The sequence below is a fragment of the Leisingera sp. ABD4_442 genome (assembly GCF_056160905.1).
Genome location: NZ_JBSWYB010000009.1, coordinates 25,951 through 51,640, shown reverse-complemented (window position 1 = coordinate 51,640; position 25,690 = coordinate 25,951). Strand labels below are relative to the sequence as shown.

At 62.9% G+C, this 25,690-nt stretch carries 27 protein-coding genes; all 27 read left to right on the top strand.

Features of this window, described 5'->3' with window-relative positions; translation table 11 throughout:
* Positions 1-89 precede the first annotated feature (89 nt).
* The 27 genes from ACXAHG_RS09575 (at position 90) to ACXAHG_RS09445 (ending at position 25,685) form a co-directional block, all read left to right on the top strand.
* A complete protein-coding gene (locus tag ACXAHG_RS09575) occupies positions 90-1,616 on the top strand; it encodes an AMP-binding protein (protein WP_475057002.1) in 1,527 nt (508 codons plus the stop codon).
* Positions 1,616-2,119 carry a hypothetical protein gene (locus tag ACXAHG_RS09570; protein WP_475044090.1) on the top strand — a complete coding sequence of 168 codons (504 nt, stop codon included), beginning with the start codon at positions 1,616-1,618 and terminating at the stop codon, positions 2,117-2,119. The genes ACXAHG_RS09575 and ACXAHG_RS09570 overlap by 1 nt, the downstream gene beginning before the upstream one ends.
* 100 nt (positions 2,120-2,219) lie before the next feature.
* On the top strand, positions 2,220-3,824 hold the full coding sequence (locus tag ACXAHG_RS09565; RefSeq protein WP_475057000.1) for a carboxyl transferase domain-containing protein: 1,605 nt from the start codon (positions 2,220-2,222) through the stop codon (positions 3,822-3,824).
* Positions 3,825-3,833: 9 nt separating this feature from the next.
* Positions 3,834-5,771: an ATP-binding protein gene (locus ACXAHG_RS09560; protein ID WP_475056999.1), complete on the top strand. Its 1,938-nt coding sequence runs from the start codon at positions 3,834-3,836 to the stop codon at positions 5,769-5,771.
* Between the two features lie 66 nt (positions 5,772-5,837).
* Positions 5,838-6,695 (top strand): hydroxymethylglutaryl-CoA lyase, encoded by an 858-nt coding sequence (locus ACXAHG_RS09555; RefSeq protein ID WP_475056998.1) that lies wholly within the window; start codon positions 5,838-5,840, stop codon positions 6,693-6,695.
* A gap of 20 nt (positions 6,696-6,715) precedes the next feature.
* Positions 6,716-7,498: a crotonase/enoyl-CoA hydratase family protein gene (locus ACXAHG_RS09550; protein WP_475056997.1), complete on the top strand. Its 783-nt coding sequence runs from the start codon at positions 6,716-6,718 to the stop codon at positions 7,496-7,498.
* Positions 7,499-7,733: 235 nt separating this feature from the next.
* Positions 7,734-8,099, top strand: coding sequence for an NADH-quinone oxidoreductase subunit A (locus tag ACXAHG_RS09545; protein ID WP_019295998.1), 366 nt, complete (start codon positions 7,734-7,736; stop codon positions 8,097-8,099).
* Positions 8,090-8,623 carry a NuoB/complex I 20 kDa subunit family protein gene (locus ACXAHG_RS09540; RefSeq protein ID WP_475044082.1) on the top strand — a complete coding sequence of 178 codons (534 nt, stop codon included), beginning with the start codon at positions 8,090-8,092 and terminating at the stop codon, positions 8,621-8,623. Before ACXAHG_RS09545 ends, ACXAHG_RS09540 begins: the two co-directional genes overlap by 10 nt.
* Before the next feature lie 17 nt (positions 8,624-8,640).
* Positions 8,641-9,246: an NADH-quinone oxidoreductase subunit C gene (locus ACXAHG_RS09535; RefSeq protein ID WP_475056996.1), complete on the top strand. Its 606-nt coding sequence runs from the start codon at positions 8,641-8,643 to the stop codon at positions 9,244-9,246.
* Entirely contained in the window at positions 9,246-10,481 is a 1,236-nt protein-coding gene (locus ACXAHG_RS09530; RefSeq protein WP_475057062.1) for an NADH-quinone oxidoreductase subunit D, read from the top strand. The genes ACXAHG_RS09535 and ACXAHG_RS09530 overlap by 1 nt, the downstream gene beginning before the upstream one ends.
* A complete protein-coding gene (nuoE, locus tag ACXAHG_RS09525) occupies positions 10,481-11,605 on the top strand; it encodes an NADH-quinone oxidoreductase subunit NuoE (RefSeq protein ID WP_475056995.1) in 1,125 nt (374 codons plus the stop codon). Before ACXAHG_RS09530 ends, nuoE begins: the two co-directional genes overlap by 1 nt.
* A 44-nt stretch (positions 11,606-11,649) precedes the next feature.
* A complete protein-coding gene (locus tag ACXAHG_RS09520; RefSeq protein ID WP_475044077.1) occupies positions 11,650-11,877 on the top strand; it encodes a DUF5337 domain-containing protein in 228 nt (75 codons plus the stop codon).
* Between the two features lie 6 nt (positions 11,878-11,883).
* A complete protein-coding gene (nuoF, locus tag ACXAHG_RS09515) occupies positions 11,884-13,182 on the top strand; it encodes an NADH-quinone oxidoreductase subunit NuoF (RefSeq protein WP_475044075.1) in 1,299 nt (432 codons plus the stop codon).
* A gap of 3 nt (positions 13,183-13,185) precedes the next feature.
* The gene (locus tag ACXAHG_RS09510) at positions 13,186-13,602 is read left to right on the top strand and encodes an MAPEG family protein (protein WP_475044073.1); all 417 of its coding nucleotides are present in this window, start codon (positions 13,186-13,188) and stop codon (positions 13,600-13,602) included.
* A 26-nt stretch (positions 13,603-13,628) separates the two neighbouring features.
* On the top strand, positions 13,629-13,958 hold the full coding sequence (locus ACXAHG_RS09505) for a hypothetical protein (RefSeq protein WP_475056993.1): 330 nt from the start codon (positions 13,629-13,631) through the stop codon (positions 13,956-13,958).
* 101 nt (positions 13,959-14,059) lie between these two features.
* Positions 14,060-14,464 carry a DUF5333 domain-containing protein gene (locus ACXAHG_RS09500; RefSeq protein ID WP_475045308.1) on the top strand — a complete coding sequence of 135 codons (405 nt, stop codon included), beginning with the start codon at positions 14,060-14,062 and terminating at the stop codon, positions 14,462-14,464.
* 3 nt (positions 14,465-14,467) lie between these two features.
* The gene (nuoG, locus tag ACXAHG_RS09495) at positions 14,468-16,492 is read left to right on the top strand and encodes an NADH-quinone oxidoreductase subunit NuoG (RefSeq protein WP_475056991.1); all 2,025 of its coding nucleotides are present in this window, start codon (positions 14,468-14,470) and stop codon (positions 16,490-16,492) included.
* A complete protein-coding gene (locus tag ACXAHG_RS09490) occupies positions 16,489-16,875 on the top strand; it encodes a hypothetical protein (RefSeq protein ID WP_475056990.1) in 387 nt (128 codons plus the stop codon). Before nuoG ends, ACXAHG_RS09490 begins: the two co-directional genes overlap by 4 nt.
* A gap of 6 nt (positions 16,876-16,881) precedes the next feature.
* Complete coding sequence (nuoH, locus tag ACXAHG_RS09485; protein ID WP_039145417.1) at positions 16,882-17,919, top strand: NADH-quinone oxidoreductase subunit NuoH; 1,038 nt, start codon at positions 16,882-16,884, stop codon at positions 17,917-17,919.
* Positions 17,920-17,922: 3 nt separating this feature from the next.
* Positions 17,923-18,417, top strand: a complete 495-nt coding sequence (nuoI, locus tag ACXAHG_RS09480; protein ID WP_019295985.1) for an NADH-quinone oxidoreductase subunit NuoI — start codon at positions 17,923-17,925, stop codon at positions 18,415-18,417.
* Positions 18,414-18,845 (top strand): carboxymuconolactone decarboxylase family protein, encoded by a 432-nt coding sequence (locus tag ACXAHG_RS09475; RefSeq protein WP_475056989.1) that lies wholly within the window; start codon positions 18,414-18,416, stop codon positions 18,843-18,845. The genes nuoI and ACXAHG_RS09475 overlap by 4 nt, the downstream gene beginning before the upstream one ends.
* Positions 18,842-19,444, top strand: coding sequence for an NADH-quinone oxidoreductase subunit J (locus ACXAHG_RS09470; RefSeq protein WP_039145419.1), 603 nt, complete (start codon positions 18,842-18,844; stop codon positions 19,442-19,444). The genes ACXAHG_RS09475 and ACXAHG_RS09470 overlap by 4 nt, the downstream gene beginning before the upstream one ends.
* 4 nt (positions 19,445-19,448) lie before the next feature.
* Positions 19,449-19,754 carry an NADH-quinone oxidoreductase subunit NuoK gene (nuoK, locus tag ACXAHG_RS09465; RefSeq protein WP_008553673.1) on the top strand — a complete coding sequence of 102 codons (306 nt, stop codon included), beginning with the start codon at positions 19,449-19,451 and terminating at the stop codon, positions 19,752-19,754.
* A gap of 6 nt (positions 19,755-19,760) precedes the next feature.
* Positions 19,761-21,863 carry an NADH-quinone oxidoreductase subunit L gene (gene nuoL, locus ACXAHG_RS09460; protein WP_475056987.1) on the top strand — a complete coding sequence of 701 codons (2,103 nt, stop codon included), beginning with the start codon at positions 19,761-19,763 and terminating at the stop codon, positions 21,861-21,863.
* Positions 21,863-23,413 (top strand): NADH-quinone oxidoreductase subunit M, encoded by a 1,551-nt coding sequence (locus ACXAHG_RS09455; RefSeq protein ID WP_475056986.1) that lies wholly within the window; start codon positions 21,863-21,865, stop codon positions 23,411-23,413. The genes nuoL and ACXAHG_RS09455 overlap by 1 nt, the downstream gene beginning before the upstream one ends.
* Positions 23,414-23,428: 15 nt before the next feature.
* The gene (gene nuoN, locus ACXAHG_RS09450) at positions 23,429-24,868 is read left to right on the top strand and encodes an NADH-quinone oxidoreductase subunit NuoN (RefSeq protein ID WP_475056985.1); all 1,440 of its coding nucleotides are present in this window, start codon (positions 23,429-23,431) and stop codon (positions 24,866-24,868) included.
* A gap of 70 nt (positions 24,869-24,938) precedes the next feature.
* Entirely contained in the window at positions 24,939-25,685 is a 747-nt protein-coding gene (locus ACXAHG_RS09445; protein WP_475056984.1) for a biotin--[acetyl-CoA-carboxylase] ligase, read from the top strand.
* The last annotated feature ends 5 nt before the right edge of the window (positions 25,686-25,690 follow it).

The following is a 25,690-nucleotide window of genomic DNA, read 5'->3' as shown; positions in this document are numbered from 1 at the left end:
CCTGATCTGAGTCAAAGTGATGCGTTGCTACCCGTTGAAAATGCAGTGAAAAATTGCATACCCGTCATGCGTTTCGGGAATATCTAAATATGTCTGAAGGATGTAACATTTCAGGGCTTCGCGCAGATGGCAGCTGGGATCTGCCAGCGCAGCTCAATATGGCGGCGCAATGCCTGGCACAGCCGGACGATGCGGTGGCGCTGATCGACATGACTGCTCCTGCACGCCGGGACATTACCTATGGCGAGCTGGCAGCGATGGCTGACGGGCTGGCACGCTACCTGCTGACCCGCATCCAGCCCGGTGACCGGGTCGGAGTGCTGCTCAGCCAGTCGCCCTGGTGCGCGGCGGCGCATCTGGCGGTCTGGAAGGCGGGCGGCATTTCGGTGCCGCTGTTCAAGCTGTTCAAACGCGACGCTCTGGCCTCCCGGGCCGGGGATGCCGGCGTGCGCTTTGTCTTCACAGATTCCGAAGGCGCCGGACTGCTGGGCGATCTTGCCGAAGCGGTTATGGTGGAGAGCGCTGGTATTGAAGGCGGCCCGGTGCCTTTTGCCGATACCTCCCCGGATACCCCCGCCGTTCTGATCTACACCTCCGGCACCACCGGCAGCCCCAAGGGCGCACTGCACGGACACCGGGTGCTGACCGGCCACCTGCCGGGTGTTGTCATCAGCCACGACCACCTTGGCCAGCCGGGCGATGTCCTCTGGACCCCGGCGGACTGGGCCTGGATCGGCGGGCTGTTCGACGTGCTGATGCCGGGCCTGGCGCTGGGCGTGCCGGTGGTGGCCGCGCGGCTGGAGAAATTCACCCCCGAAGCCTGTGCCGATCTGATCGAGCAGGCCGGCGTGCGCAACATCTTCTTCCCGCCGACCGCGCTGCGGATGCTGAAGGCAGCGGGGCAGGGGCTCGACGGTCTGCGCTCTGTTGCCAGCGGCGGAGAGCCCCTGGGCGCGGAGATGCTCGCCTGGGGCCGGCGTAAGCTGGGGGTGACCATCAACGAGTTCTACGGCCAGACCGAATGCAACATGGTGGCCTCCTCCTGCGCTGCGGATTTCGAGCCGCGCCCGGGCTGCATCGGCAAGGCGGTGCCGGGGCATGAGCTGGCTGTGATCGACGAAGCGGGCGTGCCCACGGAGGGCGAAGGCGACGTCGCCATCCGCCGTGGCTCCGCCGCGATGCTGCTGGAATACTGGAACCGGCCCGAAGAAACTGCCGCCAAGTTCCGCGGGGACTGGCTGGTGACCGGCGACCGCGGTATCTGGGAGGGCGATTACCTGCGCTTTGTCGGCCGCGAGGATGATGTGATCACCTCGGGCGGCTACCGCATCGGCCCGGCTGAGATCGAGGATTGCCTGCTGACCCATCCGGCGGTGGCGACCGTGGGTGTGGTGGGCAAGCCGGATGAGCTGCGCACCGAGATCGTCAAGGCCTATGTGGTGCTGAAAACGGGAGCCGCGGCCTCCGAGAAAGAACTGCAGGATTACGTGAAGGACCGCCTCGCACATTATTCCTACCCGCGCGAAGTGGAGTTCCTCGATGCCCTTCCGATGACCGTGACCGGAAAGGTGATCCGCAAGGAGCTGAAGGCGCAGGCGGCGGGGGAGGTGAACTGATGAAACAGCCGGTCCTTTCCGTTGTTGCAGCCTGTGCTTGCGCTTTGGGCGCGTCCTTTCCTCTTACTGCGGCAGGTGAGGAGGCCCCCGTTTTTGATACAGCTGGTTTTCTTCGCGCTTGCACTAGCTTTGTCCCCGATGTCGGCGTTGCGGTTCCCATGGACACTCAATGCGTCTCGCAGGCCGTCCGCATGTGTAACATGAGCCAAGAAAACAAGGCTTTACAGTACTGTGTTGACAGCGCCGCGGCGTGGTTGGAGGCGGATGGAGCGCGCATCGTTAGCCAGATGCCCGGCTTCGACAAAAGTGTTCTTGATGGCAACGGGCCTGCAGGTCTGTCCCTGCCCATGCCTGCTTTGGGTGGCGCTCCCGATTGTAGCAAGATTTCGGACCCCAATTTGCCTTCCGAATTAGTGTGCCGCTATTCGGAGGCACTTTCAGAATGGCTCAAACTAAGAGTTCTGATGCGCAGTGAGGATATGACCGGGGAGGCAAGCCAATGACCCAAGGTGTTGCATACCCGGCGTACGCTGCCCCAACCGGAATGAAAGACATTTCCCGTAAAACGGGACCCTGCCTAACCCCTATAACGGGAGAGTGGACATGAAACTCACATCCAAGGCGATGCCCTCCTCGGACGGCTTCAAGCAGAACCGCGCGGCGCATCTGGACGCGCTGGCGCAGATCAGCGAGGCGGCAGAGGCCGCGCGCATGGGCGGCGGCGAGAAGTCCCGGACCCGGCACGAAAGCCGCGGCAAGATGCTGCCGCGCCGCCGGGTGGCGAACCTGCTGGACCCCGGCTCTCCGTTTCTGGAGATCGGGGCCACCGCGGCGCACGCGATGTATGACGGCGCCGCACCCTCGGCGGGCGTGATTGCGGGCATCGGCCGGGTGCACGGGCAGGAGGTCATGGTTGTCTGCAACGACGCCACCGTGAAGGGCGGCACCTATTATCCGATGACGGTGAAGAAGCACCTGCGTGCGCAGGAAATCGCAGAGGAGAACCATCTTCCCTGCATCTATCTGGTGGACTCCGGCGGGGCTAACCTGCCCAACCAGGATGAGGTCTTCCCCGACCGCGACCACTTCGGGCGGATCTTCTACAACCAGGCGCGGATGTCGGCCAAGGGCATCCCGCAGATCGCAGTCGTCATGGGCTCCTGCACCGCGGGCGGCGCCTATGTGCCGGCGATGTCGGATGTCACCATCATCGTGAAGGAGCAGGGCACGATCTTCCTGGCCGGTCCGCCGCTGGTGAAGGCTGCCACGGGCGAGGTTGTCAGCGCCGAGGACCTGGGCGGGGGCGACGTGCACACGCGGCTTTCGGGCGTGGCCGACTACCTGGCCGAGGATGACGCCCACGCGCTGGCGCTGGCGCGGCGTGCGGTGCAGTCGCTGAACATCACAAAACCGCTGACGGTGAACTGGGCCAGCCCGGAAGAGCCGGCTTACGACCCGGAGGAAATCCTCGGCGTGGTACCCGGCGACCTGCGCACGCCCTATGACATCCGCGAAGTGATCGCGCGTCTGGTCGACGGTTCCCGCTTTGACGAATTCAAACCGCGTTTTGGCGAGACCCTGGTGACCGGCTTTGCCCACCTCAAGGGCTGCCCGATCGGCATCATAGCCAATAACGGCGTCTTGTTCTCCGAAGCCGCCCAGAAAGGCGCGCATTTCGTGGAGCTGTGCAGCCAGCGCAAGATCCCGCTGGTGTTCCTGCAGAACATCACCGGCTTCATGGTGGGCCGGAAATACGAAAACGAGGGCATCGCCCGCCACGGCGCCAAGATGGTGACCGCCGTCGCCACCACCAATGTCCCCAAGATCACCATGCTCGTCGGCGGCTCCTTTGGTGCCGGCAACTACGGCATGTCGGGGCGCGCTTACTCGCCGCGCTTCCTGTGGACCTGGCCGAACTCCCGCATCTCGGTGATGGGCGGCGAGCAGGCCGCGGGCGTGCTGGCCACCGTCAAGCGCGACGCCATCGAGCGCCAGGGCGGCAGCTGGAGCACGGAAGAAGAGGCGGAGTTCAAGCGCCCCACCATCGACATGTTCGAGGAGCAGAGCCACCCGCTCTATGCCTCCGCGCGTCTTTGGGACGATGGCATCATCGACCCGCGCAAATCCCGCGACGTGCTGTCGCTCTCGCTGAGCGCCGCGCTGAATGCCCCGATCGAAGACACGCGCTTCGGCCTCTTCCGGATGTGAGGATCTCCCATGTTTGACAAAATCCTGATTGCCAACCGCGGAGAGATTGCCTGCCGCGTGATGGAAACCGCCCGTGCCATGGGGGTGCGGACCGTGGCTGTTTACTCCGACGCCGATGCGGCTTCGAAACATGTGGCGCTGGCGGATGAGGCCGTGCATATCGGCGGCCCGGCCCCGGCGGACAGCTACCTGAAGGGCGATGAGATAATACGGGTGGCGCAGGAAACCGGCGCCCAGGCGATCCACCCGGGCTACGGCTTCCTGTCGGAAAACCCGAAGTTCGTCGAGGCGGTGGAGGCTGCGGGCCTCACCTTTATCGGGCCGTCTGCGGATGCGATCCGCAAGATGGGCCTCAAGGACGCCGCCAAGGCGCTGATGGAAGAGGCCGGCGTGCCGGTGGTGCCGGGCTATCACGGCAGCAATCAGGACCCGGAATTCCTGGCCGCCGAGGCGGGAAAAATCGGCTACCCGGTGCTGATCAAGGCGGTTGCGGGCGGCGGCGGTAAGGGGATGCGGCTGGTTGAGAAGCCGGAAGAGTTCTCCGACGCCCTGAAAAGCGCGCAGGGCGAGGCAACCACCGCCTTTGGCAATCCTGACGTTCTGATTGAGAAATACATCCAGCAGCCCCGCCATATCGAGGTTCAGGTCTTTGGCGACGGCGAGAAGGCCGTGCATCTGTTCGAGCGGGACTGCTCGCTGCAGCGCCGCCACCAGAAGGTGATCGAGGAGGCGCCTGCGCCAGGCATGACTGCGGAAATGCGCGAGGCGATGGGGCAGGCCGGCGTGCGCGCGGCAAAGGCCATCGGCTACAAGGGCGCTGGCACCGTGGAGTTCATCGTCGACGGTTCTGACGGGCTGCGCCCGGACGGGTTCTGGTTCATGGAAATGAACACACGCCTGCAGGTGGAGCATCCGGTCACGGAACTGATCACTGGCGTTGATCTGGTCGAGTGGCAGCTGCGGGTGGCCTCAGGCGAGAGCCTGCCAGCCAAGCAGGAAGACCTCACCATCACTGGCCACGCATTTGAGGCGCGGCTTTATGCGGAGGACGTGCCCAAAGGCTTCCTGCCTGCAACCGGCACGCTGACCCACCTGTCCTTCCCGGATGAGGCCCGCGCCGACAGCGGCGTCAGGGCGGGGGACACCATCAGCCCCTGGTATGATCCGATGATCGCCAAGGTGATCGTGCATGGCTCCACCCGCAAGGTGGCGCTGTCGCGGCTGGCCCGCGCGCTGGAGGAAACGCAAGTTGGCGGCACCGTCACCAACCTGGCCTTCCTCGGCGCATTGGCGGCGCATGAGGGGTTTGCGGGTGGCGACGTCGACACCGGCCTGATCGCCCGCGATCTGGACGCGCTGACCGCGGCGCCGGTGGTGGAGCTGCGCCATAAGGCGGCGGCTGGTATGGTGGCGCTGGATCTGGTGGAGGCTGCACCGGACACTGGCTTCACCCTTTGGGCGCCTTTGCACCGGGCTGTCACCCTGTCCCTTGCGGGCGAGGAGTTCACGGCGGATGTGCAGGTGGACGGGCCTGACCGGCAGCTTTGGACCATTGAAGGCGAAACCGTCGTGGCGGAGCGCAGCCAGGGCCAGTGGCGCATTGATGAGCGCCGGATGCCTGCAGTGTCTCAGTCGGGATCCTTGATTACCGTGCATGATGCCTATGGGCTGGAGTTCACGGCGATTGACCCTCTGGACCGCGATGCGGCGGCAGGCGGCGACAGCAATGTGATCGAGGCACCGATGCCGGGTCTGGTCAAGGCGGTCTTTGCCGAAGCCGGCCAAGAGGTGAAGGAGGGTGACCGGCTCGCCATTCTGGAGGCGATGAAGATGGAGCACTCGCTGCTAGCCGCCCGTGACGGCGTGGTGGCAGAGGTTCTGGCCTCTGCCGGGGACCAGGTCGAGGCGGGTGCTGCGCTGGTGCGGCTGGAGGAGGACGGCAGCTGACCGCGCGCCTGCGGCGGCTGCTGGGATGTAAGTATTTGAGACCAGAAAGAAGCAGGAGGCCCGGACATGGGTGAACGTGCCGAGATTTTCGAAGTCGGCCCACGCGACGGGCTGCAGAATGAAAAACGGGAGATTCCGGTTGCGGAAAAGGTTGCGCTGACGGATTGCCTGAGCCGGGCCGGGTTCAAGCGGATCGAAGTGGCCAGCTTTGTTTCGCCCAAATGGGTGCCGCAGATGGCGGGCAGCGCGGAGGTGCTGGCTGCCATCACCCGGGCACCCGGGGTCCGCTATGCGGCGCTGACCCCTAACATGCGCGGTTACGAGGACGCGGTCGCTGCCAAGGCGGATGAGATCGCGGTCTTTGCGTCTGCCTCCGAAGGGTTTTCCAAAGCCAATATCAACGCCAGTATCGAGGAAAGCATCAACCGCTTCCTGCCCATTCTTGACGCGGCCAAAGAGATCAGCCTGCCGGTCCGCGGCTATGTCTCCTGTGTGACCGACTGCCCCTATGACGGGGCCACGCCGCCAGAAAAGGTGGCCGAGGTGGCCGAACGGCTGCACGCGCTCGGCTGTTACGAGATCTCGCTGGGCGACACCATCGGACGGGGCACCCCGGAAGCGATCAACGCGATGCTGAGGGCTGTCACCGCACGGGTGCCTGCCGCAAAGCTGGCGGGGCATTACCACGACACGGCGGGCCGGGCGCTGGACAATATCGAGGCCTCGCTGGCGCAGGGCGTACGGGTGTTCGATGCGGCCGTGGGCGGGCTTGGCGGCTGCCCCTATGCGCCAGGGGCAGCAGGCAATGTGGCAACGGAGGCGGTGCATAAGCGCTTGACGGAGCTGGGCTATGATACCGGCCTGAATGCGGATGTGCTGGAAGAAGCCGCGGCCCTGGCCCGGGCCATGCGCGGCCTGCAGTAAGATTTCAGCGGAGCTACAAGATGTTTGAGACAATCACCCTGGAGACCGACGCCCGCGGCGTCTGCACCCTGACCTTGAACCGGGCGGAGAAGCACAACGCCATGTCCGGCCAGATGCTGAAGGAGCTGACCCTGGCTGCGAAACGCCTGGCCGAGGACGAGACCGTCCGTGTGGTGGTGCTGACCGGTGCCGGCAAGAGTTTCTGCGCGGGTGGCGACCTTGCCTGGATGCGCGCGCAGATGGATGCAGACGCGGAAACCCGCGCGCGTGAGGCGCGGGTGCTGGCGGAGATGCTGATGGCGCTCAACACCCTGCCCAAACCGCTGATCGGCGCGGTGCAGGGCAACGCCTTTGGCGGCGGTGTCGGAATGGCGTCGGTTTGCGACGTGGCCATAGGTGCAGATCATCTGAAGATGGGGCTGACCGAGACCAAGCTGGGACTGATTCCCGCCACCATCGGCCCCTATGTCATCGCCCGCATGGGTGAAGCCAAGGCGCGCCGCGTGTTCATGTCGGCCCGCCTGTTTGGTGCGGCGGAAGCGGTGGAGCTCGGGTTGCTGGCAAAAGCCGTGCCCGCCGACCAACTGGCCGAGGCGGTCGAGGCGGAGGTTGCGCCCTACCTGAGCTGCGCCCCCGGTGCTGTCGCCGCCGCCAAGAAGCTGGCCCGCGATCTGGGGCCGCGGCTGGACGGCGGCGTGATTGACCATACAATCAAGGCGCTTGTGGAGCGCTGGGAGGGGCCGGAAGCCGGCGAAGGGATTGCCGCGTTCTTTGAAAAGCGCAAACCGGTCTGGCAAGACTGAAAACCGGCATATTTGACTCCTGTTTTAAGCGTGGCTGCAGTTTACCCTGCGGCCGCTTTTCTTATGAATTTGCTAGGGAATTACAGGCATGTTGCGGCAGTGCTTTTTCCTGTCACAAACCCTTGTTGATTAACCTTGCCTTAGTTGACGCTGTGGGGGCGTGGGGGTATGCACAGTCCAAATCAACACGCCAATTGACGCCGCGCGGAAATCCGCCCGGGGAAAGGAGCTGCTCTTGGAAGAGATGTTGAGGGAATACCTGCCGATCCTGGTCTTCCTGGCCGTTGCGGCAGGTTTGGGGATTGTCCTGATCCTGGCAGCCGTGGTGCTGGCGGTCCGCAACCCGGACCCGGAAAAGGTCAGCGCCTATGAATGCGGTTTCAATGCCTTTGACGATGCCCGCATGAAATTCGATGTCCGGTTCTATCTGGTCTCGATTCTCTTCATCATTTTCGACCTGGAAATTGCCTTCCTGTTCCCCTGGGCCGTCGGGTTCAAGGACATCAGCGACCTCGGTTTTTGGTCGATGATGGTATTCCTGGGTGTGCTGACCATCGGCTTTGCCTATGAGTGGAAGAAAGGGGCCCTGGAATGGCAGTGATGACCGGACCCAACTCGGCGGGCGTGGACAAGGAAGTTGTCACCCGGGCCATCAATGCCGAACTGCAGGACAAGGGTTTCCTGCTCACCTCGGCAGAAGATATTATCAACTGGGCCCGCACCGGTTCGCTGCACTGGATGACCTTTGGCCTGGCCTGCTGCGCGGTGGAGATGATGCACACCTCGATGCCGCGCTATGACGCGGAGCGTTTTGGCATCGCGCCGCGCGCCTCCCCGCGCCAGTCGGACGTGATGATCGTGGCGGGTACCCTCACCAACAAGATGGCGCCGGCCCTGCGCAAGGTCTACGACCAGATGCCCGAGCCACGCTATGTGATCTCGATGGGCTCTTGCGCCAATGGCGGCGGCTATTACCACTACAGCTATTCCGTGGTGCGCGGCTGCGACCGGGTTGTGCCGGTCGACGTCTATGTGCCGGGCTGCCCGCCGACGGCTGAGGCGCTGCTCTATGGCCTGATGCAGCTGCAGCGCAAGATCCGCCGCACCGGCACCCTGGTGCGCTAAGGAGGGGCGGAGAAGATATGACTGAAGCACTGCAAGAGCTTGGCGCCCAGATCGAAGCCAAACGCCCCGATTGCGTTGTGGCCTGGGACGTGTCCTTTGACGAACTGAACATCGACGTCACACCCTCGAATATCGCCGGTTTAGTGGAGTTCCTGAAATCGGACCCGAACTGCAAGTTTTCGACCCTGGTGGACATCACCGCGGTGGATTATCCGGAGCGCGGCAAGCGGTTCGACGTGGTCTACCACTTCCTGTCGATGTACCGGAACCAGCGCATCCGCCTGCGCGCCGCCGTGCGCGAGGATGAGATGGTGCCCTCGATCGTGAACGTTCACCCCTCTGCCAACTGGTTCGAGCGGGAAGTCTACGACATGTTCGGCATCCTGTTCTCCGGCCATCCGGACCTGCGCCGTCTGCTGACCGACTACGGCTTCCGCGGCTATCCGCTGCGCAAGGATTTTCCGACCACCGGTTACACCGAAGTCCGTTATGACGAGGCACAAAAGCGCGTGGTCTACGAGCCGGTGAAGCTGGTGCAGGAATACCGCCAGTTTGATTTCATGTCCCCGTGGGAAGGTGCCGAATACATCCTGCCCGGCGACGAGAAGGAGGGGGCGCAATGATGGACGGCTCCAAATTTGACGCCAAGTATGACGACGGCAGCGTCGACGCGCTGAGCGGCGAGCAGAAGATCCGCAACTTCAACATCAACTTCGGCCCGCAGCACCCCGCGGCGCACGGCGTTTTGCGTCTAGTGCTCGAACTCGACGGCGAGATCGTCGAGCGTTGCGACCCGCATATCGGCCTCTTGCACCGTGGCACCGAAAAGTTGATGGAAAGCCGCACCTACCTGCAGAACCTGCCGTATTTCGACCGCCTCGACTATGTGGCGCCGATGAACCAGGAACACGCCTGGTGCCTCGCCATCGAAAAGCTGACCGGCACCGAGGTGCCGCGCCGCGGGCAGCTGATCCGGGTGCTCTACTCGGAAATCGGCCGGGTGCTGAACCACCTCCTCAACGTCACCACGCAGGCAATGGACGTCGGCGCGCTGACCCCGCCGCTGTGGGGCTTTGAAGAGCGCGAAAAGCTGATGATCTTCTACGAGCGGGCCTGCGGCGCACGCCTGCACGCGGCCTACTTCCGCCCCGGCGGCGTGCATCAGGACCTGCCGGACGATCTGCTGGATGATATCGACCTCTGGGCGATGGAATTTCCCAAGGTGCTGGACGATATCGACGGTCTCCTGACCGAAAACCGCATTTTCAAGCAGCGCAACTGCGACATTGGTGTGGTGACGGAGAAGGACATCCAGGAATACGGCTTCTCCGGCGTCATGGTGCGCGGCTCCGGCCTTGCCTGGGACCTGCGCCGCGCGCAGCCCTATGAATGCTATGACGAGTTCGAATTCCAGGTCCCCGTCGGCAAAAACGGCGACTGCTACGACCGCTATCTCTGCCGCATGGAAGAGATGCGCCAGTCGACCTCGATCATCCGTCAGGCGATTGCCAAGCTGCGCGAAGCCACCGGCGACGTGCTGGCCCGCGGCAAGCTGACACCGCCCAAGCGCGGCGACATGAAGACCTCGATGGAAAGCCTGATCCACCATTTCAAGCTCTACACCGAAGGTTTCCACGTCCCGGCAGGCGAGGTTTACGCCGCCGTCGAGGCGCCCAAGGGCGAGTTCGGCGTCTATCTGGTGGCGGACGGGTCCAACAAGCCCTACCGCTCCAAGATCCGCGCGCCGGGCTTCCTGCACCTGCAGGCGATGGACCACGTTGCCAAGGGCCACCAGCTGGCCGACGTCGCCGCCATCATCGGCACCATGGACGTCGTATTTGGAGAGATTGACCGCTAATGCTCCGCCGTTTGCACTCTGAACAACCCGACAGCTTTGCCTTCACCCCGGCCAACCAGGCCTGGGCCGAGGCGCAGATCACTAAATACCCTGAGGGCCGCCAGGCCTCGGCGGTCATTCCGCTTTTGTGGCGGGCGCAGGAGCAGGAGGGCTGGGTCACCAAACCCGCGATCGAGCACATCGCCGATATGCTCGGCATGGCCTATATCCGGGTGCTGGAGGTTTGCTCCTTCTACTTCATGTTCCAGATGCAACCGACCGGTTCCGTTGCCAATATCCAGATCTGCGGCACCACGTCCTGCATGATCTGCGGAGCAGAGGACCTGGTGGCGGTCTGCAAGGAAAAGATCAACGAGAAGCCGCATACCCTGTCGGCGGACGGCAAGTTCACCTGGGAAGAGGTCGAATGCCTGGGCGCCTGCACCAACGCCCCGATGGCGCAGATCGGCAAGGACTACTACGAGGACCTGACCGTTGAGAGCTTCACGAAGCTGCTTGACGATTTGGCGGCGGGCAAGGACGTCACGCCCGGCCCGCAGAACGGCCGTTATGCGGCTGAGCCGAAATCCGGCCTCACCTCTTTGACCGAATTTGACAGCGGCAAGACGCAGTACAACGCATCTGTGCAGCTGGCGGTGGACGTCAAGGACGGCGTCAAGCGCATCCAGGGCGACGAGGTTCCGCTGCTGACCCCTTGGGTTGGCAAGGACGGCGTTGTTGCCGGCCGCGCAGCCGCGGGCGCGCCGCCCAAGGCGCCCGAAGCAGCCAAGCCTGCGGTGAAACAGGCCGCCGAAGCCAAGAAGGACGACGCGCCTGCCGCTGATGAGCAAGAGCCGGAACTGCTGAAGGAAGCCCGCGGCGGCCTACCGGACGACCTGAAGCTCTTGAAGGGGGTAGGCCCCAAGCTGGAAGAAAAGCTGAACGAACTGGGGTTCTTCCACTTTGACCAGATCGCTGAATGGACTGAGGCAGAGGTCGCCTGGGTTGATGCGCGGCTCAAGTTCAAGGGGCGGATCGCCCGCGACGGCTGGATCGAACAGGCCAAACGCCTTGCCGTCGGGGATGAGACCGAATTCGCCAAACGTGCCAAGGAAGAGCACATCTACGACGACAAGGAAGACTGATCGGGAGGCGGCCCCCAGGGGCCGCGCCCGGGTGTAGGGAACAGATGAGCAAGGAACAGGACCAAGCTATAGCAGCAAAGGGCCGGCACATCGCGCTTGTGATTGCCGGGACCATTTCGCTGTGGGTCGTGCTGTCGCTGTTCATCGGCCCCATGCTGGGGCTGCCGGGGCGCTATGCTCTGCTGTTCGACTTCGCCGCGCTGGCGGGCATGATCTATGCCCTGGTCAACATATTTCAACTCTGGCGCATGCGCCGGGACAGCCAAAGGTAGGCAAACATGCTGAAGGATCAGGACCGGATCTTTACCAACCTTTACGGGATGCACGACCGTAACCTGGCGGGCGCCAAGGCGCGCGGCCATTGGGACGGCACGGCGGGCATCATCGAAAAGGGCCGCGACTGGATCATTCAGACGATGAAGGACAGCGGCCTGCGCGGCCGCGGCGGCGCGGGCTTCCCCACGGGTCTGAAATGGTCCTTCATGCCCAAGGAAAGCGACGGCCGCCCGGCGTATCTGGTTATCAACGCAGATGAATCCGAGCCCGGCACCTGCAAAGACCGGGAAATCATGCGCCACGATCCGCACACGCTGATCGAGGGCGCGCTGATCGCCTCCTTCGCGATGAACGCGCATACCTGCTACATCTACCTGCGCGGCGAATACATCCGCGAGCGCGAGGCGCTGCAGGCCGCGATCGACGAATGCTATGACAAGGGCTTGCTTGGCAAGAACGCGGCCGGCTCCGGCTGGGATTTCGACGTCTTCCTGCACCACGGGGCAGGGGCCTATATCTGCGGCGAGGAAACCGCCCTGATCGAAAGCCTGGAGGGCAAGAAGGGCATGCCCCGGATGAAGCCGCCGTTCCCGGCAGGTGCTGGTCTTTACGGCTGCCCGACCACTGTGAACAACGTGGAATCCATCGCGGTGGTGCCCACCATCCTGCGCCGCGGCGCCGACTGGTTCGCGGGCTTTGGCCGCCAGAACAACGCGGGCACCAAGCTGTTTGCGATCTCGGGCCATGTCAACAACCCGTGTGTCGTTGAAGAAGCGATGTCGATCTCCTTTGAGGAACTGATCGAGAAACATTGCGGCGGCATCCGCGGCGGCTGGGACAACCTGCTGGCGGTGATCCCTGGCGGCTCCTCTGTTCCTTGCGTGCGCGGCGAGAACATGCGTGACGCGATCATGGACTTCGACTACCTGCGCGGCGAGCTTGGCTCCGGCCTTGGCACCGCGGCGGTGATCGTGATGGACAAGCAAACCGACATCATCAAGGCGATCTGGCGGCTGTCCAAGTTCTACAAACACGAAAGCTGCGGCCAGTGCACCCCGTGCCGCGAAGGCACCGGCTGGATGATGCGCGTCATGGACCGCCTGGTGAAGGGCGAGGCCGAGCTGGAAGAGATCGATATGCTGTGGGACGTGACCAAGCAGGTCGAAGGCCACACCATCTGCGCCCTTGGCGACGCGGCGGCCTGGCCGATCCAAGGCCTGATCAAGAACTTCCGCGAGGAAATCGAAGACCGCATCAAGGCTCAGAAATCGGGCCGCATGGGCGCGATGGCGGCGGAGTAACCAATGGAAGCCTTCGCCGCATACTCCCATGCCCTGGCCGCGCTGGTGATCTTTACCCTGATCATCCTGGCGCTGTCGCCGTTTTCGGCGCTGGCCAAGCAAAAGGCGGGTCTTGCTCCCGGGGCCACGCCGGATGAGGATTATGCGGAAAAGGCTTACCGGCTGAACCGGGCCTATCTGAATGGATGCGAAACGCTGCCGGCATTCCTGACCGTGACACTGGCGGCAATTCTCGCGGGCGCTGCGCCGTTCTGGGTGAATTTGCTGGCCTCGCTGGTGCTATTGTCGCGGGTGATCATGATCCTCGTCCATCTGCGCGGCAGTGGCAAACCGCATGGGGGCTTGCGCTCCATCTTCTACGTGATCGGCTGGTCCTGTATGGGCGGCCTGGCAATTTTTACTTTGGCGGCAGTATTTTGAGCATTCTGAAAACATACCGGCTGGCCTTGCCTGCAGCCCTTCTGGCAGCCGCAGCGCTGGTGTCGGCCTGCGGGTCCTCCACCAGTAACCGGCCTCTTTACGACGGCGTTCAATTCAAGGCCAAGGCCAAGCCGGTTGACAAGAAAGTCAACCGGGCCCTGTTCCAGATCGAAATCAAGGGTGCCGAGCGCTCTGTCAAAGGCGCGCGGGAGGCTGCGGCCCATGCCGGCACGACCTACTGCGTGGTGAATTACGGTTCTTCCAAAATCGACTGGGTGAACGACCCTAACGACGATGCGGCACAGGTGACGCTGGCTGACGGCAAGGCCCTGTTCCAGGGAACCTGCAACCCGTGAGCGGAATTCCGGCATATCAGGGCCTGACGGCCCGGCTGCTATTGAATAGCAGCCGCGCAAGCCTGCGCATGGGGGCTTCGAAACTGAAGGAGTCCCATCCCATGCGTGCCCTGATAGCCGTTGCCCTGTCCACTGTTGTAGCCCTGCCTGCCGCAGCGCTGGCGAAACCGTCGCTGCGCGATGTGCAGGAAATTGAAGACCCGTTGTTTGCCGTCGCCATGGCCAAGGAAGTCGCCGATTATTGCGACGATATTTCCCCGCGGTATCTGAAAGGCCTGGGCGAGTTGCGCCGGCTCAAATCGCGGGCCAACGCGCTGGGGTACACGGACGCGGAAATCCGCGATTACATCGAATCTGATGCCGAAAAAGCCCGGATGCGCGCCAAGGGAGAGAAGCTCCTGGCGCAGAACGGCGTCGACTACGGCGAACCCGAAACATTCTGCGCCTATGGCCGTGCAGAGATTGAGAAAAACAGCGCGATCGGCGTGTTACTGAGGGCGAAATAGACCATGTCTGACCTCCGCAAGATCAACATTGACGGAACCGAGATCGAGGTGGAAGGGGCAATGACCCTGATCCAGGCCTGTGAGGAGGCTGGTGTCGAGATCCCGCGCTTCTGCTACCATGAGCGTCTGTCGATTGCCGGCAACTGCCGCATGTGCCTGGTTGAGGTTGTCGGCGGCCCGCCGAAACCCGCTGCCTCCTGCGCGATGCAGGTGCGCGACCTGCGCCCCGGCCCTGAAGGCCAGGCGCCGCAGGTGAAAACCAACTCGCCGATGGTCAAGAAGGCCCGCGAAGGCGTGATGGAATTCATGCTGATCAACCACCCGCTGGATTGCCCGATCTGCGACCAGGGCGGCGAATGCGACCTGCAGGACCAGGCGATGGCCTATGGCCTGTCGGGCAGCCGCTTCAAGGAAGCCAAGCGCGCGGTGGACGATCTGGACCTCGGCCCGCTGGTTGCCACCACCATGACCCGCTGCATCTCCTGCACCCGCTGCGTGCGCTTCACCACCGAGGTCGCGGGCATCACCCAGATGGGCCAGACCGGGCGCGGCGAGGATGCGGAGATCACCTCCTACCTGAACCAGACGCTGCAATCGAACCTGCAGGGCAACATCATCGACCTGTGCCCGGTGGGCGCGCTGACGTCGAAGCCCTACGCGTTTACTGCCCGTCCGTGGGAGCTGACCAAGACCGAAACCATCGACGTGATGGACGCGCTTGGCTCGAACATCCGCGTGGATACCAAGGGCCGCGAAGTGATGCGCATCCTGCCGCGCAACCACGACGGCGTGAACGAAGAGTGGATCAGCGACAAGACCCGCTTTGTCTGGGACGGGTTGCGCCGCCAGCGCCTTGACCGCCCTTATGTTCGCGTTGACGGCAAGCTGAAGCCCGCCAGCTGGTCGGAGGCGCTGTCTGCCGCAGCCGGCGCCATGAAAGGCAAAAAAATTGCTGGCCTGATCGGCGATCTGGCGTCCGTTGAGGCAGCCTTTGCGCTGAAGCAGCTGGTCGAGGGGCTGGGCGGCAAGGTTGAATGCCGCACTGATAACGCCCGTCTGCCTATCGGCAACCGCGCCGGTTATGCAGGCACCGCCACTGTCGAAGACCTTGATGACGCGGAAATGATCCTGCTGATCGGCACCAACCCGCGTGACGAGGCACCGGTGCTGAATGCCCGCATCCGCAAAGCCTGGGCCAAGGGTGCCGAAGTGGCACTGATCGGCCCGGCGGCGGATCTGACTTATGAGTACTACCACGCAGGCACCGGCCGCGACGCGCTCAGCGATATGATCGACAAGGGCGTTTCGGAGGAGACCCGCGACAACAAAAAAACCGTGATCATTGTGGGGCAGGGCGCCCTGCGCGAGGCCGACGGCCTGGCGGTCCTGGCAGCGGCCCAGAAGATGGCGGAACTGTCCGGTTCCAAGCTGATGGTGCTGCACACCGCGGCCTCCCGCGTGGGCGCGATGGACATCGGTGCGGTGTCTGAGGGCGGCATGGAAGCGGCTATTGACGGGGCAGAGGTGATCTACAACCTCGGCGCCGATGAAGTGGAAATCGACGCGGGCGCATTCGTGATCTATCAGGGCTCCCACGGCGACCGCGGCGCGCACCGCGCCGACGTGATCCTGCCAGGTGCCGCCTACACGGAAGAAAACGGCCTGTTCGTGAACACCGAAGGCCGTCCGCAGCTGGCGATGCGTGCGAGCTTTGCACCGGGTGAGGCCAAGGAAAACTGGGCCATCCTGCGCGCGCTCAGCGCCGAAGCAGATGCCAAGCTGGGCTATGACTCGCTGGCACAGCTGCGCCAGGCGCTGGTTGCAGAGGTTCCGCATCTGGCGCAGATCGACGAAGTGGCCGAAAAGGACGGCGCGCCGCTGGAGCAGGACAAACTCGGCAACGCCGATTTCCTGCCCGCGATCAAGGACTTCTACCTGACCAATCCGATTGCCCGCGCATCGCAACTGATGGCGGAACTGTCGGCAGGTGTGAAAGCCCGCGGAAACGAAGCAATGGCCGCCGAATGATCCGTTTCGCCCTCATATCGCCCTTCCTGCTGGCAGCCTGCGCAATGGCACCCGGCAGCGAAGGAGAGCGGCCCGCCCCGGTTTACGAAGGGGTGGAAACCAGCCTGCTGGAGGGCGATCTGGTGCAATTTCACGTCTCCATGCGCGGAGTGTTCGCGCAGGAAGACCTTGACGACTATGCGGAATGCGCCGCCGCGCAATACGCGCTGATCCGGGATTACGGGTTTGCGCGCCATGTGCGCACGACAACGAAACAGGCAGGGGGCAGCCGGGCCGCGGACGCGGTCTATCTGATTTCGCCCTCTCTGCCGCGCGGGCTGCGCACCATTGACGCCGAAGTCGTGGTCGCGGATTGCGCGGCGAACGGAATACCCACGGTGTGAGGACCTATGGCTGATTTCTTTAACACTCCAGGCGGCATCGCTGTTCTGATCCTGGCGCAAGTGCTTGCAGTTGTTGCCTTTGTGATGATCTCGCTCCTGTTCCTCGTCTACGGGGACCGCAAGATCTGGGCCGCGGTCCAGATGCGCCGGGGCCCGAATGTGGTGGGCGTCTACGGCCTGCTGCAATCGGTGGCCGACGCGTTGAAATATGTGGTCAAGGAAGTGGTGATCCCGGCCGGCGCCGACCGCACCGTCTTTATCCTGGCACCGATGACCTCCTTCGTGCTGGCGATGATTGCCTGGGCGGTGATCCCCTTCAACGACGGCTGGGTCCTCAGCGACATCAACGTCGCCATCCTCTATGTCTTCGCGGTGTCCTCGCTGGAGGTCTACGGCGTCATCATGGGCGGCTGGGCGTCGAACTCGAAATACCCGTTCCTGGGCTCGCTGCGGTCTGCGGCGCAGATGATCTCCTACGAGGTCTCCATCGGCCTCATCATCATTGGCGTGATCATCTCCACCGGCAGCATGAACTTCGGCGACATCGTGCGCGCGCAGGACGGCGATCTGGGCCTGCTGAACTGGTACTGGATCCCGCATTTTCCGATGGTCTTCCTGTTCTTCATCTCGGCGCTGGCGGAAACCAACCGCCCGCCGTTCGACCTGCCGGAAGCGGAATCGGAACTGGTTGCGGGCTACCAGGTGGAATACTCTGCGACCCCGTTCTTGCTGTTCATGGCCGGTGAATACATCGCCATCTTCCTGATGTGCGCGCTGACCACGCTGCTGTTCTTCGGCGGCTGGCTATCCCCGATCCCGGGCCTGCCCGATGGCGTGCTGTGGATGGTTGCCAAGATGGCGTTCTTCTTCTTCCTCTTCGCAATGGTAAAGGCGATCACCCCGCGCTACCGCTACGACCAGCTGATGCGACTGGGCTGGAAAGTGTTCCTGCCGTTCTCGCTGGCCTGGGTGGTCTTCGTGTCCTTTGCTGCAAAATTTGACTGGTTCTGGGGCATCTTCGCCCGCTGGACCGTGGGAGGCTAACTGATGGCGAACATCGACTACACCCGCGCCGCCAAATACTTCCTGCTGCAGGATTTCTGGGTCGGCTTCAAACTGGGGCTGAAGTACTTCTTCGCCCCCAAGGCCACCCTGAACTACCCGCACGAAAAGGGCCCGCTGTCGCCCCGCTTCCGCGGCGAGCACGCGCTGCGCCGCTACCCGAACGGCGAGGAGCGCTGCATCGCATGTAAACTGTGCGAGGCGGTCTGCCCGGCACAGGCGATCACCATCGACGCGGAACCGCGCGAGGACGGCAGCCGCCGCACCACGCGCTATGACATCGACATGACCAAATGCATCTACTGCGGTTTCTGCCAGGAAGCCTGCCCGGTGGATGCGATTGTCGAAGGCCCGAACTTCGAGTTCGCCACTGAGACCCGCGAGGAGCTTTTCTATGACAAGGAGAAGCTGCTCTCGAACGGGGAACGCTGGGAAGCAGAGATTGCCCGAAACCTGGAAATCGACGCGCCGTACCGATGACAGATCCCAAGAACCCTTTCGAGGCCATGATGGCCCAGATGCAGACCCAGGCGCAGGAGATGGCCAAGGCCTTCAATCCAGCGCTGGAAAACTTCTCGCCGACCGAGGCTTTCAAGGAGTTCGAGGCGCTGTGGCCCACCATGCCCAAAGAGGTCATGGAAATGATGTTCGGCAACACCGTCAACAAGGACGGGCTGGATGCCAAGACCCGGCTGCTGCTGACACTGGCCGGTCTGACAATGCAGGGCGCGCAGGCTGACAGTGCCGTGCGCCAGACCGTGCGCCACGCCCTCGCGGCCGGCGCCAAGAAACAAGAGATCGTGGAAACGATCGGACAGATGTCGGTGTTTGCCGGCATTCCGGCCATGAACCGGGCGCTGGATCTGGCGCAGGCGGTCATGGACGAAAAAAGGGACGATGAGACATGAGCGTTTTTGCCTTCTACCTCTTCGCCATCAGCGCCATTACCGGCGGGCTGTTCACCGTGATCAGCCGCCAGCCGGTGCATTCGGTGCTGTGGCTGATCCTGGCCTTCCTTTCCTCGGCCGGGCTGTTTGTGCTGCTGGGGGCGGAGTTCGTCGCCATGCTGCTGGTCATCGTCTACGTGGGCGCGGTCGCGGTGCTGTTCCTGTTTGTGGTGATGATGCTGGACGTGGACTTTGCCGAGCTGAAGGCGGAGATGGCGCGCTACATGCCGTTGGCGCTGCTCATTGGCCTGGTGATCCTGATGCAGTTCGTGATGGCCTTCGGCGTCTGGGAAACCGCGCACAAGGCGCCTGAGCTGCTGGCCAATCCGGTGCCTGCCGACCGCCACAACACCGAGGCGCTCGGCCTCATCATCTATGATCAATATTTCCTTCTGTTCCAGCTGGCGGGCCTGATCCTGCTGGTGGCGATGATCGGCGCAATCGTGCTGACCCTGCGCCACCGCACCGACGTCAAGCGCCAGGACGTGGTTGCCCAGATGATGCGCGATCCGGCAGCGGCGATGGAGCTCAAGGACGTGAAACCGGGGCAGGGGCTGTGATCCAATGATCGGACTTGAACATTATCTGACCGTCGCGGCGACGTTGTTCGTCATCGGCATCTTCGGGCTCTTCCTGAACCGCAAGAACGTGATCATCCTCCTGATGAGCATCGAACTGATGCTCTTGGCGGTGAACATCAACCTGGTCGCATTCTCCAGCTTCCTGGGCGATCTGGTGGGGCAGGTATTCACCCTGTTCGTGCTGACCGTGGCCGCAGCTGAGGCGGCCATCGGCCTGGCGATCCTGGTCTGTTTCTTCCGCAACCGCGGCACCATCGCCGTCGAAGACGTCAACGTGATGAAGGGCTAAAGAAACATGGAAACCATCCTCCTCTTCGCCCCGCTGGTTGGCGCGATTATCTGCGGCTTCGGCCACAAGATGATCGGCGAGAAAGCCGCCACCGTGACCGCCACGGCGCTGTTGTTCCTGGCGGCGCTGCTCAGCTGGATCACCTTCCTGTCGTTTGACGGGGTGACCCAGAACATCGAGATCTTCCGCTGGATCGAAAGCGGCTCGCTGTCGACCTCCTGGGCGATCCGCCTGGACCGGCTGACCGCGATCATGCTGATCGTGATCACCACGGTGTCCTCGCTGGTGCACCTCTATTCCTTCGGCTACATGGACCATGATCCGCAGTGGAAAGAGGGCGAAAGCTACAAGCCGCGCTTCTTTGCCTATCTGTCGTTCTTCACCTTCGCGATGCTGATGCTGGTGACCTCCGACAACCTGGTGCAGATGTTCTTTGGCTGGGAAGGCGTCGGTGTCGCCTCCTACCTGCTGATCGGCTTCTACTACCGCAAACCTTCGGCGAATGCAGCGGCGATGAAGGCCTTCATCGTCAACCGCGTCGGCGATTTCGGCTTTGCGCTGGGGATCTTCGGGCTGTTCTTCCTGACCGACAGTATCAACCTGTCTGACATCTTTGCGTCGGCCCCGACGCTGGCGGAAACCCAGGTGTCCTTCCTGTGGACCGAATGGAACGCGGCGAACCTGCTGGCCTTCCTGCTGTTTGTCGGCGCGATGGGCAAATCGGCACAGCTGATCCTGCACACCTGGCTGCCGGACGCGATGGAGGGTCCGACCCCGGTGTCGGCGCTGATCCACGCGGCGACCATGGTGACCGCGGGCGTGTTCCTGGTCTGCCGCATGTCGCCGCTGATCGAGTTCGCGCCTGAGGCCGCGGCCTTCATCACTGCCCTTGGCGCCTGTACCGCGTTCTTCGCGGCCACTGTTGGCCTGGTGCAGAATGACATCAAGCGCGTGATTGCTTACTCGACCTGTTCGCAGCTGGGCTACATGTTCGTGGCGGCTGGCGTCGGCATGTACTCGGCGGCGATGTTCCACCTGTTCACTCACGCTTTCTTCAAGGCGATGCTGTTCCTTGGCGCCGGTTCGGTGATCCACGCGATGCATCACGAGCAGGACATGCGGAACTACGGCGCGCTGCGTAAGAAGATCCCCTATACCTTCTGGGCGATGATGATCGGCACCCTGGCAATCACAGGTGTCGGCATTCCGCTCAGCGGCTGGGTTGGCTTTGCCGGCTTTGTCTCCAAGGACGCGATCATCGAAAGCGCTTATGCGGGCGGCTCGATGTTCGGCTTCTGGGCGCTGGTGATCGCGGCCTTCATGACCTCCTTCTATTCCTGGCGCCTGATCTTCATGACCTTCTATGGCGAGGCACGCGGCGACAAGCACACACACGACCACGCGCATGAAAGCCCCTGGACCATGCTGGTGCCGCTGGGCGTACTGGCTCTGGGCGCGATCTTCTCGGGCATGCTGTGGTACAGCAGCTTCTTCGGCCACGCCGATCAGGTCGGCAAGTTCTACGGCATCCCGGTGGCTGAAGCCGCAGCGGAAGCGCATGGCGAAGACACAAGCCACGGAGACGAAGCCTCGCACGGCGAAGAAGCCGCCCATGGTGGCGAAGGCGAGCACCACTATGTGTTTGCCGGCAAGCCGGGCGAGGGCGCGCTTTACATCGCGCCGGACAACCACATTCTGGAGGATGCCCACGCGGCGCCGAAATGGGTGAAACTGTCCCCGTTCATGGCAATGATTGGCGGCCTGGTGCTGGCGCTGTGGTTCTATATCTGGAACCCGTCGCTGCCCGCCCACCTGGCCAAGCAGCAGCGCCCGCTGTACCTGTTCCTGCTGAACAAGTGGTACTTTGACGAGATCTACAACGTGATCTTCGTTAAACCGGCCGTTGCACTCGGCCGCTTCTTCTGGAAACGCGGCGATGGGAACACCATCGACGGTTTCCTGAACGGTCTGGCCATGGGCGTTGTGCCCTTCTTCACCCGTCTCGCTGGACGCGCACAGTCCGGTTACATCTTCACTTATGCCTTCTGGATGGTGCTGGGCATTGCAGCCCTGGTCACCTGGATGTCGATCGGCGGAGGAGCGCACTGATGGACAATCTCCTTTCTATTGTCACCTTCATCCCGGCGCTCGCGGCGGCCATTCTGGCCCTGTTCCTGCGCGGCGAGGATAAGGCGGCGCAGCGCAACGCCAAGTTTGTTGCGCTCTTTGCCACCACCATCACCTTCCTGGTGAGCCTGGGCATCTATTCCCAGTTCGACCCGGCCAACACCGGCTTCCAGTTCGTCGAGGACCGGGAGTGGATCTTTGGCCTGAAATACAAGATGGGCGTTGACGGCATCTCGGTTCTGTTTGTGATGCTGACCACCTTCATCATGCCGCTGACCATCCTGGCCAGCTGGTCGGTCACTGACCGGGTCAAGGAATACATGATCGCCTTCCTGCTCCTGGAGACCCTGATGCTGGGTGTCTTCATGGCGCTGGACTTGGTGCTGTTCTACCTGTTCTTCGAGGCGGGCCTCATCCCGATGTTCCTGATCATCGGCATCTGGGGCGGCAAGGAGCGGATCTACGCCTCCTTCAAGTTTTTCCTCTACACCTTCTTCGGCTCGGTGCTGATGCTGGTGGCGATGGTCTTCATGTATGTGGATGCCGGCACCACCGATATTGAGACCCTCTTGACCCACAGCTTCTCGGCGGCGTCGTTTGACGTGCTGGGTGTTCACATCGTGGGCGGTGCGCAGACACTGATGTTCCTGGCCTTCTTTGCCTCCTTCGCGGTGAAGATGCCGATGTGGCCGGTGCACACCTGGCTGCCGGACGCGCACGTGCAGGCGCCAACTGCAGGCTCCGTGGTGCTGGCGGCGATCCTCTTGAAGATGGGTGGCTACGGCTTCCTGCGCTTCTCCCTGCCGATGTTTCCGGTGGGCGCGGATGTGATGACCGATGTGGTCCTGTGGATGTCGGCCATCGCCGTGGTCTACACCTCGCTGGTGGCGATGGTGCAGGAGGACATGAAGAAGCTGATCGCCTATTCCTCGGTTGCGCACATGGGTTTTGTCACCATGGGCATCTTTGCCGCCAACCAGCAGGGCATCGACGGCGCCATCTTCCAGATGCTGTCACACGGCTTCATCTCCGCCGCGCTCTTCCTTTGCGTGGGCGTGATCTATGACCGCATGCACACCCGCGACATCGACGCCTACGGCGGTTTGGTGATCCGGATGCCCGCCTATGCGCTGGTCTTCATGTTCTTCACCATGGGCAATGTAGGCCTGCCGGGCACCTCCGGTTTTGTCGGCGAATTCCTGACCCTGATGGGCGCCTTCCAGAAAAACACCTGGGTGACCGCAGTGGCGGCAACCGGCGTGATCTTCTCGGCCGGCTATGCGCTGTGGCTGTACCGCCGCGTGGTGTTCGGCGACCTGATCAAGGGCAGCCTGATGGGCATCAGGGACATGTCTGCGCGTGAGCGCTTTGTCTTTGCGCCGCTGGTCGTCATGACCCTGCTGCTGGGTGTCTACCCGTCGCTGGTCACCGACATCATCAGCCCCTCGACTGAGGCGCTGATTGCAAACTTCAACCAGTCTCTGGCTGCTGCGGACACTGCGCCCGCCGCGACCCAGATTGCGTCGCACTAAGGGAGCATCAGGCAGATGATCCAAGCTGATCTTACCGTAATCCTGCCAGAGATCGTTCTGGCGCTTTACGCCATGGCGGCGCTGATTGGCGCCGTCTACACCGGCAAGGACAAGCTGGCGGTGCCGCTGGTCTGGAGCACGGCAGCGCTGCTGGCGCTGGTCGCCTTCTGGATCGCTTCCAGCCCGGCCGGCACTCAGACGGCGTTCAATGGCATGTTCATCGACGACGGCTTCTCCCGCTTTGCCAAGGTGGCATTGCTGCTGGGTGCCTCGGCTGTGCTACTGATCGGCCAGGACTACATGGCGCGCCGCGGCATCCTGCGGTTTGAATACCCGGTCCTAGTGGCGCTGGCCGCTGTCGGCATGATGATGATGGTTTCCGCTGGCGACCTGATGTCACTCTACATGGGGCTGGAGCTGCAGTCGCTGTCGCTTTATGTCGTCGCCGCGATGCGCCGCGACAGCGTCAAGTCGACCGAGGCGGGCCTCAAATACTTTGTGCTGGGCGCGCTGTCCTCCGGCCTGCTGCTTTACGGTGCGTCGCTGGTCTACGGCTTTGCGGGCACCACACAGTTCGCGGGCATCATCCAGGTGGCGGAGCAGGGCCATATGTCTATCGGCATGCTGTTCGGCCTGGTCTTCATGATCTCGGGCATGGCGTTCAAGGTCTCGGCGGTTCCGTTCCACATGTGGACCCCGGACGTCTATGAGGGCTCGCCGACGCCTGTGACCGCCTTCTTTGCCACCGCACCCAAGGTTGCGGCCATGGGCCTGTTTGCCCGTGTGCTGTTTGACGCCTTCGGCGGCGCAATCGCTGACTGGCAGCAGATCATCGTGGTGCTGTCGGTGCTGTCGATGTTCCTGGGCGCCATCGCGGCAATCGGCCAGCGCGACATCAAACGGCTGATGGCGTTCTCCTCCATCGCCCACATGGGCTATGCGATGATCGGCCTGGCGGCTGGCACCGAGCAGGGCATCACCGCGATGCTGGTGTACCTGGCGATCTACGTCACCATGAACATCGGCACCTTCTCCTTCATCCTGATGCTGGAGAAGGACGGCAAGCCCGTGACCGACATCCTGGCCCTGAACCAGTTCGCCGCGCGCGAGCCGGGCAAGGCGCTGGCGGTGCTGATCCTGATGTTCTCGCTGGCTGGCGTGCCGCCGATGCTGGGCTTCTTTGCCAAGTTCGGGGTGTGGCAGGCGGGTGTCGATGCTGGCCTGATGACGCTGGTCATTGCCTCTGCCGTAGCCTCGGTCATCGGTGCGTTTTATTACCTGCGGATTGTCTTCTACATGTACTTCGGCACCGGCGAGGACGATGTGGAGGCCAAGGGCTCGCCGGTTCTGGGCGTGGCTCTGATGGCCTCTGCGGCGCTGATGCTGGTGGGCGTGGTCTACCAGTTCGGCATCGACGGCGCTGCCGCCGCTGCCGCGGCAACCCTTGTAAATTGATCTGCTTTTCAGGCAGGCTGGACAGGCCCGGTCTTGTGACCGGGCCTTTCGCACTTTTTAAGGAATGCAGATGAGCTGGCCAGCAGGATATGGGAAACGGGTGCTCGCCGAGGTGGACAGCACACTGAGCGAAGCCGCCCGCATTGCCGGGGAACTGTCGGGTCCCGAGTGGATCCTGGCGCTGCGCCAGACCCAGGGGCGCGGCCGCCGCGGGCGTGATTGGAAAGACCCCAAGGGCAACTTCGCCGCCACCCTGGTGATGCGCCCCGAAGGCGCGCCGGACCAGGCGGCACTGCGCAGTTTTGTGGCTGCACTGGCCGTTTATGATGCTTGTGTCGCGGTCACCGGCCGCAGCGAGGGCCTGTCGCTGAAATGGCCTAACGACGTGCTGCTGAAGGGCGGCAAGCTGGCTGGCATCCTTTTGGAAAGCGCAGGCAACGGGCAGGGCGTCAATCACCTGTTTGTCGGCGTCGGCGTTAACCTGGTGGAAACGCCGATGAAGGAATGGCTGGAGCCCGGCGCGGTCTGGCCGGTGTCTCTGTTGTCGGAAACCGGTGTACAGGTCACGCCGGAGGAATTCCTGGAAGCAGTGGCAGAGGCTTTTGCGCGCTACGAGCAGCAGTTCGCAACCTACGGGTTCGAGCCGATCCGCACCGAATGGCTGTCGCGTGCCGCCAAGCTGGGCGAGGTGATCACCGCCCGTACCGCCAGTTCCGAGACCGAAGGCACCTTTGAAACGGTGGACGCCAGCGGCAACCTTGTCCTAAACACCGCCAAGGGCCGCGTCAGCATTCCCGCGGCCGACATCTATTTCTAGGAAGG